Source organism: Pseudomonas sp. GW821-FHT09D08 (genome assembly GCF_059416305.1).
Genome location: NZ_JBWKOX010000002.1, coordinates 282,052 through 300,391, shown reverse-complemented (window position 1 = coordinate 300,391; position 18,340 = coordinate 282,052). Strand labels below are relative to the sequence as shown.

General features: G+C 61.7%; 19 protein-coding genes. 12 read left to right on the top strand and 7 right to left on the bottom strand.

The window, feature by feature from the left end; all coding sequences use genetic code 11:
• Window positions 1-185: 185 nt before the first annotated feature.
• A complete protein-coding gene (gene dacB, locus AC07OP_RS04335) occupies window positions 186-1,631 on the top strand; it encodes a D-alanyl-D-alanine carboxypeptidase/D-alanyl-D-alanine endopeptidase (RefSeq protein ID WP_495101171.1) in 1,446 nt (481 codons plus the stop codon).
• A gap of 1 nt (window position 1,632) precedes the next feature.
• Here the strand turns inward: dacB and AC07OP_RS04330 are convergent, their stop codons facing one another.
• Window positions 1,633-2,412 carry an IclR family transcriptional regulator gene (locus tag AC07OP_RS04330; protein WP_141156823.1) on the bottom strand — a complete coding sequence of 260 codons (780 nt, stop codon included), beginning with the start codon at window positions 2,410-2,412 and terminating at the stop codon, window positions 1,633-1,635.
• A gap of 120 nt (window positions 2,413-2,532) precedes the next feature.
• Here AC07OP_RS04330 and hmgA point away from each other — a divergent pair, with 120 nt between their 5' ends.
• The 4 genes from hmgA to AC07OP_RS04310 are packed head-to-tail and all read left to right on the top strand — an operon-like array spanning window position 2,533 to window position 7,178.
• Complete coding sequence (hmgA, locus tag AC07OP_RS04325; RefSeq protein ID WP_495101172.1) at window positions 2,533-3,816, top strand: homogentisate 1,2-dioxygenase; 1,284 nt, start codon at window positions 2,533-2,535, stop codon at window positions 3,814-3,816.
• A 3-nt stretch (window positions 3,817-3,819) separates the two neighbouring features.
• On the top strand, window positions 3,820-5,106 hold the full coding sequence (fahA, locus tag AC07OP_RS04320) for a fumarylacetoacetase (RefSeq protein WP_495101173.1): 1,287 nt from the start codon (window positions 3,820-3,822) through the stop codon (window positions 5,104-5,106).
• 13 nt (window positions 5,107-5,119) lie between these two features.
• Complete coding sequence (gene maiA / locus AC07OP_RS04315) at window positions 5,120-5,758, top strand: maleylacetoacetate isomerase (protein ID WP_495101174.1); 639 nt, start codon at window positions 5,120-5,122, stop codon at window positions 5,756-5,758.
• A gap of 49 nt (window positions 5,759-5,807) precedes the next feature.
• Entirely contained in the window at window positions 5,808-7,178 is a 1,371-nt protein-coding gene (locus tag AC07OP_RS04310) for an MFS transporter (protein WP_495101175.1), read from the top strand.
• 206 nt (window positions 7,179-7,384) lie between these two features.
• Here AC07OP_RS04310 and AC07OP_RS04305 read toward each other — a convergent pair whose 3' ends face one another.
• Window positions 7,385-8,188, bottom strand: coding sequence for a SirB1 family protein (locus AC07OP_RS04305; protein WP_027604690.1), 804 nt, complete (start codon window positions 8,186-8,188; stop codon window positions 7,385-7,387).
• A 185-nt stretch (window positions 8,189-8,373) separates the two neighbouring features.
• Between AC07OP_RS04305 and AC07OP_RS04300 the strand changes: the two genes are divergently transcribed.
• Window positions 8,374-9,393, top strand: coding sequence for a Leu/Phe/Val dehydrogenase (locus AC07OP_RS04300; protein ID WP_027604689.1), 1,020 nt, complete (start codon window positions 8,374-8,376; stop codon window positions 9,391-9,393).
• Window positions 9,394-9,444: 51 nt separating this feature from the next.
• Here the strand turns inward: AC07OP_RS04300 and AC07OP_RS04295 are convergent, their stop codons facing one another.
• Window positions 9,445-9,705, bottom strand: a complete 261-nt coding sequence (locus tag AC07OP_RS04295) for a YebG family protein (RefSeq protein WP_012722374.1) — start codon at window positions 9,703-9,705, stop codon at window positions 9,445-9,447.
• A 423-nt stretch (window positions 9,706-10,128) separates the two neighbouring features.
• Between AC07OP_RS04295 and AC07OP_RS04290 the strand changes: the two genes are divergently transcribed.
• The 4 genes from AC07OP_RS04290 to AC07OP_RS04275 all read left to right on the top strand — a co-directional run bounded on the left by AC07OP_RS04290 (window position 10,129) and on the right by AC07OP_RS04275 (window position 11,633).
• Window positions 10,129-10,374, top strand: a complete 246-nt coding sequence (locus AC07OP_RS04290; RefSeq protein WP_065924200.1) for a DUF6124 family protein — start codon at window positions 10,129-10,131, stop codon at window positions 10,372-10,374.
• Window positions 10,375-10,528: 154 nt separating this feature from the next.
• Window positions 10,529-10,717, top strand: a complete 189-nt coding sequence (relB, locus tag AC07OP_RS04285; RefSeq protein ID WP_115487608.1) for a type II toxin-antitoxin system RelB family antitoxin — start codon at window positions 10,529-10,531, stop codon at window positions 10,715-10,717.
• Window positions 10,707-10,976, top strand: a complete 270-nt coding sequence (locus tag AC07OP_RS04280; RefSeq protein ID WP_145335240.1) for a type II toxin-antitoxin system RelE/ParE family toxin — start codon at window positions 10,707-10,709, stop codon at window positions 10,974-10,976. The genes relB and AC07OP_RS04280 overlap by 11 nt, the downstream gene beginning before the upstream one ends.
• Before the next feature lie 168 nt (window positions 10,977-11,144).
• Window positions 11,145-11,633, top strand: coding sequence for a phosphate-starvation-inducible protein PsiE (locus AC07OP_RS04275; protein WP_027604688.1), 489 nt, complete (start codon window positions 11,145-11,147; stop codon window positions 11,631-11,633).
• On the opposite strand, the gene AC07OP_RS04270 is transcribed toward AC07OP_RS04275, so the two are convergent.
• The 3 genes from AC07OP_RS04270 to AC07OP_RS04260 form a co-directional block, all read right to left on the bottom strand.
• Entirely contained in the window at window positions 11,630-11,947 is a 318-nt protein-coding gene (locus AC07OP_RS04270) for a DUF3509 domain-containing protein (RefSeq protein WP_065938619.1), read from the bottom strand. The genes AC07OP_RS04275 and AC07OP_RS04270 overlap by 4 nt on opposite strands.
• Before the next feature lie 299 nt (window positions 11,948-12,246).
• Entirely contained in the window at window positions 12,247-13,533 is a 1,287-nt protein-coding gene (locus tag AC07OP_RS04265; RefSeq protein WP_495103232.1) for a serine/threonine transporter, read from the bottom strand.
• A gap of 61 nt (window positions 13,534-13,594) precedes the next feature.
• On the bottom strand, window positions 13,595-14,971 hold the full coding sequence (locus tag AC07OP_RS04260) for an L-serine ammonia-lyase (RefSeq protein ID WP_495103233.1): 1,377 nt from the start codon (window positions 14,969-14,971) through the stop codon (window positions 13,595-13,597).
• 137 nt (window positions 14,972-15,108) lie between these two features.
• Between AC07OP_RS04260 and AC07OP_RS04255 the strand changes: the two genes are divergently transcribed.
• Window positions 15,109-16,056, top strand: coding sequence for a LysR substrate-binding domain-containing protein (locus AC07OP_RS04255; RefSeq protein ID WP_495103234.1), 948 nt, complete (start codon window positions 15,109-15,111; stop codon window positions 16,054-16,056).
• Between the two features lie 213 nt (window positions 16,057-16,269).
• The gene (locus AC07OP_RS04250) at window positions 16,270-16,680 is read left to right on the top strand and encodes an HPF/RaiA family ribosome-associated protein (protein ID WP_027604683.1); all 411 of its coding nucleotides are present in this window, start codon (window positions 16,270-16,272) and stop codon (window positions 16,678-16,680) included.
• 51 nt (window positions 16,681-16,731) lie between these two features.
• Here AC07OP_RS04250 and AC07OP_RS04245 read toward each other — a convergent pair whose 3' ends face one another.
• Complete coding sequence (locus AC07OP_RS04245) at window positions 16,732-18,243, bottom strand: MFS transporter (RefSeq protein ID WP_495103235.1); 1,512 nt, start codon at window positions 18,241-18,243, stop codon at window positions 16,732-16,734.
• Between the last annotated feature and the right edge of the window lie 97 nt (window positions 18,244-18,340).

Below are 18,340 nucleotides of genomic sequence, written 5' to 3'. Positions count from 1 at the left end.
TGAGCGGGCTTGCCCCGCGTTGGGCTGCGAAGCAGCCCCAAAACAGACTCCATGGTGCTCCTGAAAGAACGCGACGGCATCAGTAAGGGCGGCTTCGCCACCCAACGCGGGGCAAGCCCGCTCGCCACAAAGGTACGGAGCTGTTAGCGTTGCGGCCACCAATGGCTTTGCGGAACACGTTACTGATGCACTTTGGACGATGGCTACACCTGTTGTGCCTGAGCGTTTTACTGGGCGGCTGCGCGAGTGTTTCGCAGCCATCCACGCCTTCAACCCTGGATCAGCTGTTGGCCGATCCTGCCCTCAACGGCGCCACGGTTTCCGTCATGGTGCGCGACGCCCGCAGTGGCAGCACCCTCTATCAGCACAACCCGCGCACGCGCCTGATCCCGGCCTCCAACCTCAAGTTGCTGACCACCGCTGCGGCGATGGATGTGCTGGGGCCGCAATACCGCTTCTCCACCCAACTGTTGAGCAACGGCACCCAGCAAGGTGGGCGCCTGGCCGGCAACCTGTACCTACGCGGTCTCGGCGACCCGACCACGCAGTTCGCCGACTACCAGGCACTGGCCGCCCAACTGGCGAGCCAGGGCGTGCGCCAGGTGCAAGGCAACCTGGTGTTCGACGACACGTGGTTCGACGCCGAGCGTTTGGGCGTGGACTGGGCCCAGGACGACGAGAGCACTTACTACGGCGCACAGATTTCGGCGCTGACGGTGTCGCCCAACACGGATTTTGATGCAGGCACCTTACTCGTCACGGCAAAGGCTCCCGTCGCCCTCGGCCAGCCAGTGAACGTGGTGGTGAGCCCGTCAACCGACTACGTGCAACTGAGTAACCGCGCCATCAGCGGCCCCGGCAACAGCTACGCGATTACCCGCCAGCACGGCACCAACCTGCTGCAACTCAGCGGCGCGCTGGCGCCGGGCAAGCAAAGCCGGCAGTGGGTGAGTGTGTGGGAACCGACGCAATTGGTGGCCAATCTGTTTGAGCAGGCGCTGACGCAGCAGGGTATCCAGGTGCTCGGGCGGCGCGTGATCGGGGGGGCCAGCCCTGCGACGGCGACGGTGTTGGCCGAACATCAATCGGCGCCGTTGCAGGACTTGATCACGCCGCTGCTCAAGCTTTCGAACAACAACATGTCCGAAGCCCTGCTCAAGGCCATGGGCCGCAAAACCGCCAACGCGGGCACTGCGGCAGCGGGCGTGGCGGCGGTGGCGGCGTTCATGCAGCGCCAGGGCCTGGACCCGGCGACGCTCAGCCAGGTAGATGGCTCAGGCTTGTCGCGACGCAACCTGGTGTCGGCGCAGAACCTGACCGACCTGCTGCTGGCTAGCGCCAAACAACCCTGGTTCGACGCCTGGTACAACGCCTTGCCGATTGCCGGCAATGCCGACCGTATGACCGGCGGCAGCCTGCGCTATCGCCTGCGCGGGACGGCTGCCGAAAACAACCTGCACGCCAAGACCGGCTCCATGGCCGGTGTATCATCGTTGAGCGGCTATATCACCGATGCCGAGGGACGACGCCTGGTGTTTTCGATAATCAGCAATAACTACCTCAGCGACGCAGCCCCTGTCCGCGCCCTCGAGAACCGCGTGGCGCTGGCCCTGGCCCAGTGGCACGACTAGTTCAGGGCTGGTAGCCCATTCGCCAGCTCACGGCCCGGGTCGCCGCCAGCAAGCGCTGCGCCGCCGGGCCATCTTCGTCGGCGTGGAACAGCGAGGTGGGGCCGACCACGGTCATCACCGCCGCCACTTGCCCGACCGCGTTGAATACCGGTGCCGACAGCGCATCCACCCCCGGCATCAGTAGGCCATGCACAAAGTGCAGGCCACGGTTGCGGATTTGTTCGCAGGTGGTGGCGTAAGCCTGGTCGTCGGCGAGGGCATGGGCGGTGCCGGCCTGGATTTCACGCTCACGCAATTCGACGGTTTCCCGCGACGGCAGGAAGGCACTGAACACCAGCCCGGTGGATGAGCTGAGCAGTGGCAGCACCGAACCCAATTGCGTCACCACCGTCACCGCGCGCACGGCCGGTTCGATCTGCACCACCGTCGCGCCCTGGTTGCCCCATACCGCCAGGAAGCAGGTTTCATTCAACTCGTCGCGCAACTCTGCCAGGGGCATCGCGCCGACTTTCAGCACGTCCATGCTGCCCAGCGCGGCGAGGCCAACACGCAATGCTTCGCGCCCCAGGCCGTAATGGTTGGTGGCGGCGTTCTGTTCGGCAAAACCCGAGGCGATCAGCGCCTGTAAATAACGGTGCACCTTGCTCGCCGGCATCTGCACGTGGTCGGCCAGCCGCGACAACGACGTGGAGGGCGACAGTTCGGCCAGGGCCTTGAGGATATCGGTGCCCACTTCGGCCGAGCGGACTTTCTGTTTACCGGTGTCGCGGGGCTTTTCCATGGAGGGGCGAGAATCCGAGAGATGAATGGGCGTCTTTATAGCTTGACGGTCGATAGTGATCAAATTACGTTATGCGTAACTGGATTACGATAAAAACAACTTCCGCCTTGAGGATGATCCATGCACCTCGAATACCTGTCGGGCTTCGGCAATGAATTCGCCAGCGAAGCCCTGCCCGGTGCCTTGCCGGTCGGCCAGAACTCCCCGCAAAAAGCCCCCTACGGGCTGTATACCGAGCTGTTTTCCGGCACCGCCTTCACCATGGTGCGCAGCGAAGCCCGCCGCACCTGGCTGTACCGCATTCAGCCATCGGCCAATCACCCCGCGTTTATCAAGCTGGAGCGGCAGTTGGCCGGCGGTCCGTTGGGCTCGGTGACGCCCAATCGCCTGCGCTGGAACCCGTTGGATATTCCGAGTGAGCCGACGGACTTTATCGACGGCCTGGTCGGCATGGTGGCCAACGCCGGGTCGGAAAAACCCTCGGGCATCAGCATCTATAACTACTGCGCTAATCGCTCCATGGACCGTGTGTTCTTCAATGCCGACGGCGAACTGTTGATCGTGCCCGAGCAGGGCCGCCTGCGCATCGCCACTGAACTGGGGGTGCTGGACGTCGAGCCGCTGGACATTGTGGTGTTGCCCCGTGGCCTCAAATTTCGCGTCGAGCTGCTGGATGCACAGGCGCGCGGTTACGTCGCCGAAAACCATGGCGCGCCTCTGCGCCTGCCGGACCTGGGGCCTATCGGCAGCAACGGCCTGGCCAATCCGCGTGACTTCCTCACCCCGGTGGCCCACTACGAAGACCTCAGGCAACCGACCACGCTGGTGCAGAAATTCCTCGGTGAACTGTGGGCGTGCGAGCTGGACCATTCACCACTGAACGTGGTGGCCTGGCACGGCAACAACGTGCCGTACAAATACGACCTGCGCCGCTTCAACACCCTTGGCACCGTGAGTTTCGATCATCCCGATCCGTCGATCTTCACCGTATTGACCTCGCCCACCAGCGTGCACGGCTTGGCCAACCTCGACTTCGTGATCTTCCCGCCGCGCTGGATGGTGGCCGAGAACACCTTCCGTCCGCCGTGGTTCCACCGCAACCTAATGAACGAATACATGGGCCTGATCCAGGGCGCCTATGATGCCAAGGCCGAAGGCTTCCTGCCCGGCGGCGCCTCGCTGCACAGCTGCATGAGCGCCCACGGCCCGGACGGCGAGACTTGCACCAAGGCCATCAACGTGGACCTGGCGCCGCACAAGATCGATAACACCATGGCCTTCATGTTCGAGACCAGCCAAGTGCTGCGTCCCACTCAGTTCGCCCTGGAGTGCCCGCAACTGCAACCTTCCTATGACGCGTGCTGGGCCTCGTTGCCCGTCACCTTCAACCCGAACCGGAGATAACCCATGACGCAGCCAACCCCTACCCGCAGTTGGGTAGCCTCCGCCAATGGTCACCGCGATTTCCCCCTGCAAAACCTGCCGCTGGGCGTGTTCAGCATTAACGGCTCTGCCCCGCGCAGTGGCGTGGCGATTGGCGATTCCATCCTCGATCTGCATGCCGCTTTGGATGAGTTTGAAGGCGAAGCCCGCCGTGCCGTTGAAGCCACTGCCGGCGGCCAGTTGAACGCCTTCTTCGAATTGGGCCGTGGTCCGCGTGTGGCCTTGCGCGAGCGCCTGCTGGAACTGTTGGCGGAGGGCAGCAAACTGCAGAGCCGTGAAGCGCAGGTGCTGCACCGCGCCGCCGATTGCCAGATGCACGTGCCGGCGAAGATCAACGACTACACCGACTTCTACGTCGGCATCGAGCACGCGCAGAACGTCGGTAAACTGTTCCGCCCGGATAACCCGCTGCTGCCGAACTACAAGTATGTGCCGATCGGTTATCACGGCCGCGCCTCGACCATTCGCCCCTCGGGTGCCGACGTCCGTCGTCCCAAAGGCCAGACCTTACCGGCTGGGCAGACCGAACCAACCTTCGGCCCCTGCGCGCGCCTGGACTATGAGCTGGAACTGGGCATCTGGATTGGCCAGGGCAACGCCATCGGCGACTCGATTGCCATCGGCGATGCGGCCGAGCATATCGCCGGTTTCTGCCTGCTCAATGACTGGTCGGCGCGGGACATCCAGGCCTGGGAATACCAGCCGCTGGGGCCGTTCCTGTCGAAGAGCTTCATCACCAGCATTTCACCGTGGGTGGTCACGGCCGAAGCCCTGGAACCGTTCCGCAAAGCACAACCGGCGCGGCCCGAAGGCGATCCACAGCCGCTGCCATACCTGCTGGATAAGCGTGACCAGGCCGCTGGCGCCTTGGATATCGAGCTTGAGGTGCTGTTGACCACCGCCGCCATGCGCGAACAGAACCTGCCGGCCCATCGCCTGGCCCTGAGCAACAGCCTGCATATGTACTGGACCGTCGCGCAGTTGGTGGCGCACCACAGCGTCAACGGTTGCCAACTGCAGGCCGGTGACCTGTTTGGTTCGGGCACCTTGTCCGGTCCTGAAGCCGGGCAGTTCGGCAGCCTGCTGGAGATGACCGAAGGCGGTAAGAAAGTCATTGAACTGCCTTCCGGCGAAGTGCGCAGGTTCCTTGAGGACGGTGACGAGGTGATCCTGCGCGCCCGTTGCAACCGTGAAGGCTTCGCCTCCATCGGCTTCGGCGAATGCCGTGGCACCGTGGTCGCGGCGCGCTAGGAGGGCAGGGGCGATGGAACTCTATACCTACTACCGCTCTACGGCGTCCTACCGGGTGCGCATCGCCCTTGCGCTCAAGGGCCTGGATTTCACTGCGGTGCCCGTCAACCTGCTGGTGCCGGCGGGTGGCGCCAATCGCCAGCCGGAGTACTTGGCCATCAACCCCCAAGGTCGCGTGCCGGCCTTGCGCACCGATGACGGCGAGCTGTTGATTCAATCCCCGGCGATCATTGAATACCTGGACGAACGTTATCCACAGGTGCCGTTGCTTTCCAAGGACATGGCCACCCGTGCCCATGAGCGCGCAGTGGCGTCGATCATCGGCTGCGATATTCACCCATTGCACAACTCCAGCACCCAGAACCTGTTGCGTCAGTGGGGCCATGACGAGGCGCAGGTGCTGGAGTGGATCGGGCATTGGATCAGCCAGGGGCTGGGGGCGGTGGAGCAGTTGATTGGCGATAAGGGGTATTGCTTCGGCGAGCAGCCGGGGACGGCCGATGCCTTCCTGATTCCCCAGCTGTATGCGGCGGAGCGCTTCAAGGTGCCGCTGGGGGCGTATCCGCGCATCGGCAGGGTGGCGGCGTTGGCGGCGCAGAATCCGGCATTTATCCAGGCCCATCCTGCCAATCAACCCGACACTCCTGAGTGATCGTGCCCGCGCAGAGCGTGAGCACAATAATAAAAACAGGTACCTTGCGATGCACAATCAGATTGCCAGCTTTCGCGCGGCACTCGATGCCCGTCCGGTGTCGCGCTACCAGTGGTTGATTCTCCTGTTGCTGGCCTTGTTGCTGGTAACCGATGGCTACGATGCCCAGGTGCTGGGTTATGTGGTACCGGCGCTGGCGTCGGATTGGGGGCTGGAAAAGGCCGCGTTCGGCCCGGTATTCAGTGCCAACCTGCTGGGGCTCACGCTGGGCTCGCTGCTGGTGACTCCCCTGGCCGACCGCTTTGGCGTTCGCCGCATCCTGCTGGGCTGCGTGCTGATCTACGCCAGCCTCACGGTGTTGATGGTCTTCGCCAGCTCGCTGACCACGCTGATGGCGGCGCGCTTTATCTGCGGTATCGGCATGGGCGGCGCGATGCCCAGTGCCATGGCGTTGATGTCGGACTATTCCCCGCCACGCTTGCGCACCTTGATGGTGACGTTGGCGGCGTGCGGCTTTTCGTTCGGCGGCGCAGCCGGTGGGTTTGTGGCCGCAGGATTTATCGACGGCTTTGGCTGGCAGGCGGTGTTTCTTGCCGGCGGCGTGACGCCGTTGCTGCTGTTCCCTTTTCTGTTGTGGCTGCTGCCGGAATCCCTGCCGCGCCTGCTGCGCGATGCGCCGCCGTATGCACGCTTGCATAAGGTCACCGCGCGCATGTTGCCTGGGTGGCGTGCGCCGCTGGCGAGCGAGGACGAAAACCGCCGCGAGCAGGGCAGCCCGTTGACGGTGGTGGAGCTGTTTCGCCATGGCTATGCACGCCCGACCGTGCTGATCTGGGCGACCTTCTTTGTCAGCCTGATCCTGCTGTATTTCATGATCAGCTGGTTGCCGTCGCTGCTGCTGGAAAGTGGCCTGGCGTTGAGTGAAGCCAACCTGGTGACCTCAATGTTCCTGTTCGCCGGCACCTTGGGTGCCATCGGCATGGCCTGGTTTGCCGATCGATTGAAGCACAAGGTGCGGCTGTTGTCCGGCGTGCTGGCCGCGGCTGCAGTGTGTACCGTGCTGCTGGGGCTGAACCACGACAATCCGCGCTATCTGGTGGCCTGTGTGTTTGCCGCCGGGTTTTGCATCATCGGCGGGCAACTGACCCTTAATGCTTTCGCCAGCAATTTTTATCCGGCGCATGTACGCGCCACCGGTACGGGTTGGGCATTGGGTGTAGGGCGCTTCGGCTCGATCCTGGGCCCGTTGCTGGGCAGCATGCTGCTGGCGATGCATATTCCGGTGCAGCAGATTTTCTTCTTCTGCGCGATTCCGGCGGTGATCGCGGCGTTGTTGATCATTCAAGTGCGCTCGCCCGCGACTGACGCGCCGAAGGGCCCTTTGCACGGCGATATCCTCAAGGTACCGGCCAATCACTGAAGATGTTGCATCTACATCGAGCAGGATCATTGTGGTGAGCGAGTTTCTGTGGTGAGCGGGCTTGCCCCGCGCTGGAGTGCGAAGCGCTCCCACGATTTTTGGGGCCGCTACGCAGCCCAACGCGGGGCAAGCCCGCTCACCACAGAAGGCCGCTCACCACATAAGCCCGCTTGCCACAGGGAAATAGGCGCTTGAGAGCAGTGGGTTCAATGCACCACGGAGTTGGGCGGCAGGTGCCCCAGGCGCTCAGTCAGGCGCAGGCGTTGGATCGGGTCTTCGCTGAGCATCAGCGCGTGTTCCAGGTCGAAGCGTTCGGCGTTGGGGCAATCCAGGCGTTGATACAGGCTGGCCCGCGCGAGGTAATCGGCAGCGCTGGCATTGCCCAGTTCCAGCACGCGTTCGGCGTCGATCAGCGCGGCCAGGGGGTTGTCATTGGCCAAGTGCAACTGGCGCAAGTTGCGGGACAACCGTTGCAGGATCGAACGGGGTTCGGCGGTGTGCAGGTGATCGGCCTGCAACTTGAGGTTGGGACCATACTGGCGTTGCAGCAGCTCGCGGCAGTCGTTGGGGTACAGGCGTCGTCCGCCGCAAGGGTCCAGCAGGTGATCGGCACCGGGCACCCGCAGCAGGAAGTGGCCGGGAAAGTTGACGCCGACCATGGGAATGCCCAGGCGTCGCGCCAGCTCCATGGCAATCAACCCCATGGCCAGGGGTTGCCCGCGTTTGCGTTGCAACACCTTGTCCAGCAGGGCAGCGGCGGGGCGCAGCGGGGTGAAATCATCCTGGGCGAAGCCGAGGTCATTCATACCTCGCAGCAAGGGTTGGCCCAGTTCGTCCGCTGGCAGCAGGGGCATGCCCAGGCTGACCTGTTGCTCGAGCAATTTCAGGTCCTGCATGATCAACGCCGGTTGCACCGCCGGGTCATGCTCGGCGGCGATCCACAGCGCGGCTTCAAACAGCGCGGGGGGCGAACGTTCCAGGCAGGCGAAAAAAGCGTGACGGGGATTCATTGCATTCTCCGGCGAATGCCCCCGTTTTAGCCTTGCTGGGAATTTTCGTCCAGTGGCTTAAGAAATATCCTATCCGCTTATGTCACAAGACCTACAAAACCGGACGACTTATTCCAGCGCACTTCGGCAGTTTTCTGCCGCAAGCCTATACTTGGCGACACAAGAAGTGATTCGGGAGCTCGACGATGTTTGCTCTCATGCACAGCACCCGCCTTGAATCGCTGCACCTGAGCATCGACCCGGTGACGGGGTTGAAGGCGGTCATAGCCATCCACAACAGCCGCCTGGGCCCAGCCTTGGGTGGTTGTCGCTACCTTGCCTACCCCGACGATGAAAGCGCCGTGGCGGACGCCGCGCGCCTGGCCCAAGGCATGAGCTACAAGGCCGCCCTGGCCGGGTTGCCGGTGGGTGGCGGGACGGCGGTGATCCTGCGCCCTGCCCATGTGGAAAACCGTGCGGCACTGTTTGAAGCCTTCGGTCGTTGCATCGAGCAACTCGACGGTCGCTACATCACCGCTACCGACAGCGGCACCTCGGTCGCCGACATGGACTGCATCGCCCAACACACTCGCTTCGTTACCAGCACCACCGCCGCCGGCGACCCCTCGCCCCATGCCGCCATGGGCGTGTTCGCGGGTATCCGCACCACCGCCATGGCACGCCTGGGCAGCGACAACCTCGAAGGCTTGCGCGTGGCCATCCAGGGCCTGGGCAACGTGGGCTTCGCCCTGGCCGAACAACTGCACGCCGCCGGCGCCGAACTGCTGGTCAGCGACATCGACCACGGCAAGGTGCAGCTGGCCATGGAACAGCTCGGCGCGCACCCCATCGCCAACGACGCCTTGCTCAGCACCCCGTGCGACATCCTCGCGCCCTGCGGCCTGGGCGCCGTGTTCAACCGCCAGAGCGTCGGCCAGCTCCGCTGCGCCGCCGTCGCCGGTTCCGCCAGTGCGCAACTGACCAACCTGCAAGTGGCCGACCAACTCGAAGGCCGCGGCATCCTCTACGCCCCGGACTATGTGATCAACTCCGGCGGCCTGATCTACGTCGCCCTCAAGCACAGCGGCGCCGAACTGCCGACCATCACCGCGCACCTGTCCAACATCGGCACGCGCCTGACGGAAATCTTCGCCCACGCCCAGGCCGAAAAACGCTCACCCGCACGGGTCGCGGACGAGCTGGCCGAGCGCCTGCTCTACAAATAGGCATTAAAAAGGCCCCGAATCATCGACTCAGGGCCTGTTCAATTCGGGCTTTTATTCCGCCGGTGCGTTCAGCAACTCGGACAATGCATCCGGTTGGCTCTTGAACGCCTTGGCAAACACATCGCGATTCTTCGCCATGTAGATCCCGGCTTCCTCCACCTGCTGCTCGCTCAGGGACGGCACGGCTTTTTGCAACACTTCTGCGAGCAACTCAGCGAGTTCAAGCATCTTGTCATGACGGTCAGCTTCGGCTTTATCCATGAACAAACGCTCCAGATCTCGGCTGCTGCGGTATACCACTTCGACGGCCATTCACCACCTCACATGCCTTCACGATAGTTGTCTTTTGCGACTACTGTATTTATATACAGCGAAAAGGGTAAGCCAAACCGTGGGGTTTGGGTAGCAGTTTTTTAATGTAGCCGGGAAATAGGGGTTTGCTACACCGGAAATTTCTGACAACTTGCCGGGGTTGCGCTGGAATTGTCCGGTGGCTTACTTTCACCGGGCGCTGCAAATGCAGCTAGCGGGCTTGGCGGCCCAACAAGGAAGCGCAACAACACCCCTATAAGACTGCAGGCGTTTTTTGCATTTGCATTCTTGTGTCATGGCGGGTTGCGCATGGACCCTTCGGGGTGCCGGGTTGTTCCTTACCGGTCCGCCAACCTTGTGCAATCCGTCACCCAACCTGCTTGGCGGCAGGCGGTGATGGTTTCTTAACTAAGGAACTAATCTATGAAAAAAATCACTCCCAACCCCCCGTCCACCGATTCGACGCTATTCAGCGTCACGCCTGAAGCTGACACAGAAACCTTACTGGCTAACGCCAGCGAAACCCTGAACAGCGCCCGTGAAATGGCTAATATGCTGGCATTCGACCTTGAAGGTCCGCAGCGAAGTCTTGTATTGGCCATTCACCAATTGGTTGAGATTGGCGGTCTGTTAGTCGACCAAGCGCTAGAGAAAGTCGCACCAGTTTGATGCCAAGCCCTCTGACCGTTCTTACGTTTATGGGAACGGTCAAAAAATAGTCACAAATGGCTTCGATTTTTCCTGTTACTCACTTCATCGCTCGGAGCACGACAGTAAAAACTCCAGCGACTAGACTCCTTCTTCATCGACAACGGAGGCTTTTATGGACACTTCCTTTTCCTCAGGTATCCCCGCAGATACCGAAGAGCAGGCCGACAGCTATGACCGCTGGTTTCGCGCCAAGGTACAGGCCGCTCTTGATGATCCAAGCCCTGGCATTCCTCATGATGAAGTGATGGCAGAGATGCGCGCGTTAATTGAATCCAAACGCAAGAAAGGCGATGCTGATTGAGTGGGCTCCCGCAGCGCGGGTCCAACTCCGGCAAATTACTGATTACATCAGCGACCGCAATCCAGTTGCTGCGCTTGAGCTAAACCAAGCAATAGAAGCCTCCGTGCTGGCTCTTTCTCGTAGGCCCCATCTTTACCGCCCTGGGCGTGTCATCGGTACGCGAGAGATGGTGGTACACCCGAATTATCTGGTCGTTTATAAGGTGACAGACAACATTCGGGTCATCTCGGTTTTACACGCCCGCCAGCGATATCCTTGAAAAATCCGCTTCTCGGATGGGCAAAGTATCTACTCTGCTCATCCTCCCACGTGCCTCATGTCACCCCGCCATCATCTTATACCCGCCTCTGGCCTTTTTTCTGCATGCAGAACAACCGTCACGTCCAACCCGCATTATCCGGTCGAACCGACCTAAGGAAGCACCATCGTGAAATTTAATTGGGCCGAAAAGCTGCGCCATCAAGTCCATGGGCTGGCCGAGTCCCTGGGTAACCTGTTTGTCGAGTCGTTCCATTACCTGGCGTTGTTCGCCATCGGTGCGGTGACCGCCTGGGCTGCGGTGATGGAATTCCTGGGGATGCTGGAGAACGGGCACATCAAGATCGACGACATCCTGCTGCTGTTCATCTACCTGGAATTGGGCGCGATGGTCGGGATTTATTTCAAGACCAACCACATGCCGGTGCGCTTCCTGATCTACGTGGCGATCACCGCGCTGACGCGTCTGTTGATCTCCAACGTGTCCCACCACAATCCACCCGACCTCGGCATCATCTACCTGTGCGGCGGGATTCTGCTGCTGGCGTTTGCGATTCTGGTGGTGCGCTACGCGTCGTCGGCGTTCCCGTCGGTGAAGGTCGAAGGCCCGCGTCGCAAGGGCGAGGCGAGCCTGGAGACCGAGAAGGGTGAGCTTTAAAGCCCGACGCTGAAGGGCAGGGCGCGGGTCGGTGGCCGCTGCAACAATTTGTGGCTGTCGCCGTCCGTCATCACCGCCAGGATCTCCATGGCGCTGTGGCCCTGCTCGATGGCAATGCCGAATTGAATGCTTTGCACCAGGCGTTTGAGCCGTTGCGGGTCGTTGCGTTGTTCGGCGCTGATCATGCGTTTGGCCACTACGCCCGTCTCGTCCGAGAGGGTGAGCATGATGCTGCCGTCGAGCCGTTGAATGCTCAGGTTGACGCGGTATTTTGGGGTGAAGGTGTCGGTGATGATCTGAAAAGGATTGTCCATGGTGCGTTACCGCCTGATAAGAACATGCAGTCATTGACGACCGGTGTCGTGATTAGTTCGCGTTGCCTGACCACCGGCCACTCCGTCGCTGAGGTGGTACAAATTCCGTTTACCTCATGAGCTGTACAGCAAAGGGCGTGCCGTACAGCGATCTGTCAAACAATGAGCTCCTTATGTGGGAGGGGGCTTGCTCCCGATAGCGGTGCATCAGTCAATGAATACTTGGCTGATGCACCGCTATCGGGAGCAAGCCCCCTCCCAGATGGGTTCTATGTTGTTATTGAGGTTGGTGATCCGTTTCAGGGCAACACGGAAAAAACGATCGCAGACAGCGCAATCAGCCCGATCAGCACCACAAACACATTCGACACCTGGCCCGAATACTGGCGTAAAGCTGGCACGCGATGGATGGCGTACATCGGCATCAGGAACAGCAGGCAGGCGATGATCGGCCCGCCCAGGGTTTCGATCATGCCCAGGATACTCGGGTTGAAGGTGGCCACGGCCCAGCAGGTCAGCACCATGAACAGCGCGGTGCAGCGTTCCAGCCATTTGGATGACATCGAACGGTCACGCCCGCGCAGGGATTTGACGATCAGCCCCTGGAAGCCTTCGCTGGCGCCGATGTAGTGGCCGAGGAAGGACTTGGTAATCGCCACCAGCGCGATCAATGGCGCGGCGTAAGCGATCAGCGGCGTCTGGAAATGGTTGGCCAGGTACGACAGGATCGAAATGTTCTGCGCCTTGGCCGCCGCCAGGTCAGCCGGCGACAGGGCCAGCACGCAGCTGAAGCAGAAGAACATCACCGTCAGCACCATCATGCCGTGGGCCGTGGCGAGGATGCCGCTGCTTTTGCGTTCGGCCAGCGGGCCGTACACGCGCTTCTGGTCGACGGCGAAGGCGGAGATGATCGGCGAGTGGTTGAATGAGAACACCATCACCGGGATCGCCAGCCATAGCGTGTTGAAAAACACTGGCAGGGGCATGCCCTCGCTGGCGGAGGCGAAGAAGGCGCCGTTCCAGTTGGGGATCAGGCTGAGCGCCAGCAACAGCAAGGCGGCGACGAACGGATAGACCAGCACGCTCATGGCCTTGACGATCACACCCTGGCCGCAGCGCACAATGGCCATCAGGCCGAGGATCAGTACCAGCGACAGGATCGCCCGGGGCGGCGGCGCCAGGTGCAGTTGGTGCTCCATAAAGCTGCCCAGGGTGTTGGTCAGTGCCACGCTGTACACCAGCAGGATCGGGAAGATCGCAAAAAAATACAGCAGGGTGATCAGCTTGCCCGCACCGACGCCGAAGTGTTCTTCGACGACTTCGGTGATGTCGCCGGATTTGCCTGACAGCACAAAGCGCGTCAGACCACGGTGGGCAAAGAAGGTCATCGGGAAGGCCAGCAGCGCCAGCACGATCAACGGCCAGAAGCCGCCGACGCCGGCATTGATCGGCAGGAACAAGGTGCCGGCGCCGATGGCGGTGCCGTAGAGGCCGAGCATCCACGTGGTGTCGTGTTGGGTCCAGCCAGTGGTAACGGTAGTGTCTAAAGCAGGATTTTCAGCCGCAGGTGTACGTACATCGGTCATCGTTATTGCCTCGTTATTATTTTTGCGCGGGCTCACGTTGGGGCGGGACGAAGTGCTCCGATCAGCACTCCACCCAGCTGACCGCCAGGCCGCCCCGTGAAGTTTCTTTGTATTTGTCGTGCATGTCGGCGCCGGTATCGCGCATGGTGCGGATCACCCGGTCGAGGGAAATGAAATGCTTGCCGTTACCGCGCAGGGCCATTTGCGTGGCGTTGATGGCCTTGACCGCGGCGATGGCATTGCGCTCGATGCACGGCACTTGCACCAGGCCGCCGACCGGGTCGCAGGTCAGGCCGAGGTTGTGTTCCAGGCCGATTTCGGCGGCGTTTTCCAGTTGCTCGGGGGTGGCGCCGAGGATGTCGGCCAAGCCGGCGGCGGCCATGGCGCAGGCTGAACCGACTTCGCCCTGGCAGCCGACTTCGGCACCGGAGATCGAGGCGTTTTTCTTACACAGAATGCCGACGGCTGCGGCGGCCAGGAAGAAATTGATCACATCGTCGTCAGACGCGTCGGCATTGAACTTCATGTAGTAGTGCAGCACCGCCGGGATGATCCCCGCTGCGCCATTGGTCGGCGCCGTGACCATGCGCCCGCCTGCGGCATTTTCTTCGTTGACGGCGAGGGCGAACAGGTTGACCCATTCCATGGCCGACAAGGTCGAGGTAATTACATTGGGTTTGCCGATTTCCAACAGGCTGCGGTGCAATTTCGCTGCACGCCGTGGCACGTCCAGGCCACCGGGCAGGATGCCTTCATCGCGCAAGCCTTGCTCCACGCATTCGCGCATCACCGACCAGATATGCAGCAGGCCGCTGCGGATCTGTTCTTCGCTGCGCCAGGCGCGTTCGTTGGCCATCATCAATTCGGAAACCCGCAGGCCGTGCTGGTTGCACAGCGCCAGCAGCTCGACGGCGCTGGAGAAGTCGTAGGGCAATTGCACATCGCTGGCCGGCGCGATGCCCGAAGCCGCTTCAGCGGCTTCGATGATGAAACCGCCACCCACCGAATAATAGGTCTGCTCGCTGAGCAGGCCGTTGTCGCCGTAGGCGTGCAGGGACATGGCGTTGGGGTGGTAGGGCAGGCTTTCGTCCAGCAGCAAGAGGTCGCTGTGCCAGTTGAAGGCAATTTCTTGTTGACCGGCCAGTAACAGCCGCCCGGACTCGCGCAGTCGCTGGATTCGGGTGTTGATCGAGGTGGGATCGACCTGATCCGGCCATTCGCCCATCAAGCCCATGACGCAGGCGCGGTCGGTGGCGTGGCCGACACCAGTGGCGGACAGCGAGCCATACAGGCGCACTTCGACCCGGCGCGTTTCACTCAGCAAGTGCTGGTCGCCCAGGGCCTGGGCGAAGGTCGCCGCCGCGCGCATGGGGCCGACGGTATGGGAGCTGGACGGGCCGATGCCCACTTTGAATAGATCGAAAACGCTGATAGCCATGCTAAACCCTTACAAGCAATGGAGTAGGAATCGCTGCCATGTTTTGTAGGACGAGCGCAATTGGCGCGATACTGAGCTTCTGGATCGGCACTGACCAACGAATTATCCTAAGACACCCTTTAGCAGGACTAAACCCTATGGCTCGCCCTCTCCATGGCCAGACTTACGTCTGGTTGCACGTGTTTTCCTGCGCTGCCCGGCATCTGTCGTTCACCCGCTGCGCCGAAGAACTGCACATCACGCCGGGAGCGGTGAGCCAGCAAATCCGCCAATTGGAGGAGCGCCTTGGGTTTCGGCTGTTTCATCGACGGGCACGGGGGGTGGAGCTGAGTGCCGAGGGCCAGCGCCTGGCGGCAACGGTGGGGGAGGCCTACGGCAGCATCGACGCCGAGTTGCAGCGCCTGGACGCGGGGATGATCAGCGGCACGCTTCGCCTGCGCTCGATTCCATCATTTCTCGGCAAGTGGCTGACCCCACGCTTACCGCGCTTGCAGCAGCGCTTCCCGGATATCCAACTGCGTATGGTCGCCGAGGACAGCAGCGTCGCCCTGCACGAGGGCGACTTTGACCTGGCCATCGATCTCAACGACGGCAGCTACCCTGGCCTGTTATCCACAGCCCTGCTGGATGAGCAGATTTTCCCGGTCTGCGCCCCCAGCCTGTTGCGGGGTCGACCGCCCTTGCATGGTCCGGCCGATCTCGTGCATTTCCCGCTGCTGCACGACATTACCGCCTGGCGTGGGAGTTATGAGTATGCGGAGTGGGAATTCTACCTGAATGCCATCGGCTATCACGTCGCCGATGTACGCCGTGGCCACACCTTCAATCGCAACCACCTGACCATCGAAGCCGCCATCGCCGGCATGGGCGTGGCGATTGCACGACGCACCTTGCTCAATGATGAGCTGGAACGCGGCACCTTGATCGTGCCGTTCGGCCTCGCGGTGCCCAACCACAAACGTTATGTGCTGCTGTATGCGCCGGGCGCCCTGAACCATCCGGGCGTGCGCGCGGTGCATGACTGGCTGGTGGAGGAAGCAGGAATTTTTCGCGCCTTGCACCCGCTGGGGGAGGGGCAATTGTGAGGATCGCGGGGCGTAAGAAGATGTAACTAACTCCCCACCCTAACAGTGTTTCTGCTCGTCGTCAGGGTTAATTTGTAATGTGGGATTTATCTTTGCAAAGGGGTTGAAATGTTTCTCTGGCTGCTCAATTGTGTAATCAAGAGGTCATGGTTTCACCACCCCGGTGTTGCAGTTTGTGACCTCTCGCGAGCTAGCTGAAATAAGGGAAGAACTATGCAAATCCAAGTCAATAGCGATAACCATATTGAAAGCAGCATCCGACTGGAGGAGTGGGTACGTACTACCATTGAGAGCACGCTCGAACGTTATGAAGAAGACCTGACCCGAGTGGAGGTCTACCTGCGGGATGAGAACGGCGACAAACCCGGTCCCCACGATTTAAGTTGCCGCCTGGAAGCGCGGCCAAAAGGCCATCAACCGCTGTCGGTGTCCGCCAAGGGCGATACCCTGGAACAAGCGATTGACAGCGCGGCCACCAAGCTGGATCACGCATTGGAACATCTGTTTGGCCGACTGCAAGGCAAGCCCCGCGCTGCCGCGAAAAACCAGCCCATCAACAAAGTGAATGAAGACGCGCTGGAACAGGAATTTCTGGAAAACGAAAACGCGGTCATTAACGGCTGACGTTCTTTTCACCCCCTGCAAACGGGCCTGCATCTGCAGGCCCGTTTTCGTTCAGGCGCCGCGTCGGAAAAAATACCGGCTCAACAGCGCCAGCCCCCCAGCGCCCAACCCGGCAAACAGCATCGCCCAACCGGCGCCATGGCGCAGTGCCGCCTTAGCATCGTTGGCTGCCAGCCCCATCGACTCCAACTTTCCTGCGGCAATGTTCTGGCTGATGGCCGGCCACTCCATTGACGTGGTGGCGGGCAGCATCTCGGCCAGCTGATGGCTGATCCCCAGCAACAGCACCAGCCCCATCAGGGCAATGTTGAGCGCCAGGGTGATCAGCCGCGCACTGAGGTCGATGCCGGAGGCCATGCCCGCGCGGTCGGCCGATACCGAGCCGGTGGTGGTATTGGTGGTGGGCGAGTTGGTCAGCGCCAGGCCTGCGCCGGCGATCACGCAGCTGAGCAGCACCAGCCCGATACGTGGGTGCGCGGCGCCGTTGACGGCGGCCATGGCGAGAAAGCCCGCGCCCATCAGGCCCAGGCCGAGGGGGATGATGCGTTCGGCGCCATAGCGCAGGGCCAGGCGCTCGGCCAGCGGCGGTACCAGCAAGGTCGGCAGGGTATAGGCGAGCAGCGCGGCGCCGGTGGTCAAGGTGTCGTAACCCAGGCCCGCCTGAAAGTACAACGGCAGGTAGATCATGAACGGCCAGAAGCTGAAGTTCATGCCGATCGAACCCATCAACGCACCGTTGAACCGCTGGATGCGGAACACCGAGAAGTCGAACATCGGGTGCGCACTGCGGAGCTCGACCGTGATGAACAGCAGCAGGCCGAGCACCGACAACGCCGCCCAACCGAGCATGGCCGGTGTTCCGAAACCGTGTTCGCTGCCTTGGGTGATGAAGTACACCAGGGCAAACACCGACAGGGTCAGGGTGAGCATGCCGGCGATGTCCAGGCGATGGGCGGCCGGGTCGCGGGACTCCTGCACGCTGACGCGCAGCAGCACCAGGGTGAACAGGGTGAGCGGCACGTGCACGAGGAACACCCAACGCCAATCCGCCACCGCCAGGATCAGTGCGCCGATCATCGGCCCGAAGCCCAGGCCCACGCCGGCAATCACGCCCCATATCGCAAACGCACGTGCCCGTGCTGCCGGTTCGCGGAACAGGTGCGAGAGGATGGCGAATTGGCAAATCATCATCGCCCCGGCACCGATGCCCTGGATAAACCGCGCCGTGATCAGCAGCGAAGAATCCTCGGCCAGCCCGCAGGCCAGTGAAGCCAGGCCAAACACCCAGAGGCACAGCACCAGCATGCGGCGACGACCAAAGCGATCCGCCAACGTGCCCGCTGCCATCAGTACGCTGGTGCAGGCCAGGGTGTAGGCGTTCATGATCCACTGGGCGTCTTGGAAGCCCGTGCCCAACTCTCGCTCGAGTGTCGGCAGGATCACCGGCACGCTGGAAATCTCCAGGCCGAACATCAGGGCGACGAGGCACACGGCCGTGAGGGCCAGCCCATTCCTGGCGGTACGCGGGGGGCTGGCGGTGGTTAGCGTGGCGGCGGGTGGCATGGGATTCTCCTGTGGATGAAGTGTCGCGTTATTTTCAGGGGAATCTGTTTCGTTATTCGTGATAAGTTTTCCGCTAATAAGGGAATTTGGGGCGACA

Coding starts and splice junctions, on each gene's coding strand:
- AC07OP_RS04245 (WP_495103235.1), bottom strand. CDS start 18,243: ATGCCACCCGCCGCCACGCTAACCACCGCCAGCCCCCCGCGTACCGCC.
- maiA (WP_495101174.1), top strand. CDS start 5,120: ATGGAACTCTATACCTACTACCGCTCTACGGCGTCCTACCGGGTGCGC.
- AC07OP_RS04300 (WP_027604689.1), top strand. CDS start 8,374: ATGTTTGCTCTCATGCACAGCACCCGCCTTGAATCGCTGCACCTGAGC.
- AC07OP_RS04260 (WP_495103233.1), bottom strand. CDS start 14,971: ATGGCTATCAGCGTTTTCGATCTATTCAAAGTGGGCATCGGCCCGTCC.
- AC07OP_RS04250 (WP_027604683.1), top strand. CDS start 16,270: ATGCAAATCCAAGTCAATAGCGATAACCATATTGAAAGCAGCATCCGA.
- relB (WP_115487608.1), top strand. CDS start 10,529: ATGGACACTTCCTTTTCCTCAGGTATCCCCGCAGATACCGAAGAGCAG.
- AC07OP_RS04265 (WP_495103232.1), bottom strand. CDS start 13,533: ATGACCGATGTACGTACACCTGCGGCTGAAAATCCTGCTTTAGACACT.
- AC07OP_RS04290 (WP_065924200.1), top strand. CDS start 10,129: ATGAAAAAAATCACTCCCAACCCCCCGTCCACCGATTCGACGCTATTC.
- AC07OP_RS04305 (WP_027604690.1), bottom strand. CDS start 8,188: ATGAATCCCCGTCACGCTTTTTTCGCCTGCCTGGAACGTTCGCCCCCC.
- fahA (WP_495101173.1), top strand. CDS start 3,820: ATGACGCAGCCAACCCCTACCCGCAGTTGGGTAGCCTCCGCCAATGGT.
- AC07OP_RS04330 (WP_141156823.1), bottom strand. CDS start 2,412: ATGGAAAAGCCCCGCGACACCGGTAAACAGAAAGTCCGCTCGGCCGAA.
- AC07OP_RS04270 (WP_065938619.1), bottom strand. CDS start 11,947: ATGGACAATCCTTTTCAGATCATCACCGACACCTTCACCCCAAAATAC.
- AC07OP_RS04295 (WP_012722374.1), bottom strand. CDS start 9,705: ATGGCCGTCGAAGTGGTATACCGCAGCAGCCGAGATCTGGAGCGTTTG.
- AC07OP_RS04280 (WP_145335240.1), top strand. CDS start 10,707: ATGCTGATTGAGTGGGCTCCCGCAGCGCGGGTCCAACTCCGGCAAATT.
- hmgA (WP_495101172.1), top strand. CDS start 2,533: ATGCACCTCGAATACCTGTCGGGCTTCGGCAATGAATTCGCCAGCGAA.
- AC07OP_RS04310 (WP_495101175.1), top strand. CDS start 5,808: ATGCACAATCAGATTGCCAGCTTTCGCGCGGCACTCGATGCCCGTCCG.
- AC07OP_RS04255 (WP_495103234.1), top strand. CDS start 15,109: ATGGCTCGCCCTCTCCATGGCCAGACTTACGTCTGGTTGCACGTGTTT.
- dacB (WP_495101171.1), top strand. CDS start 186: ATGCACTTTGGACGATGGCTACACCTGTTGTGCCTGAGCGTTTTACTG.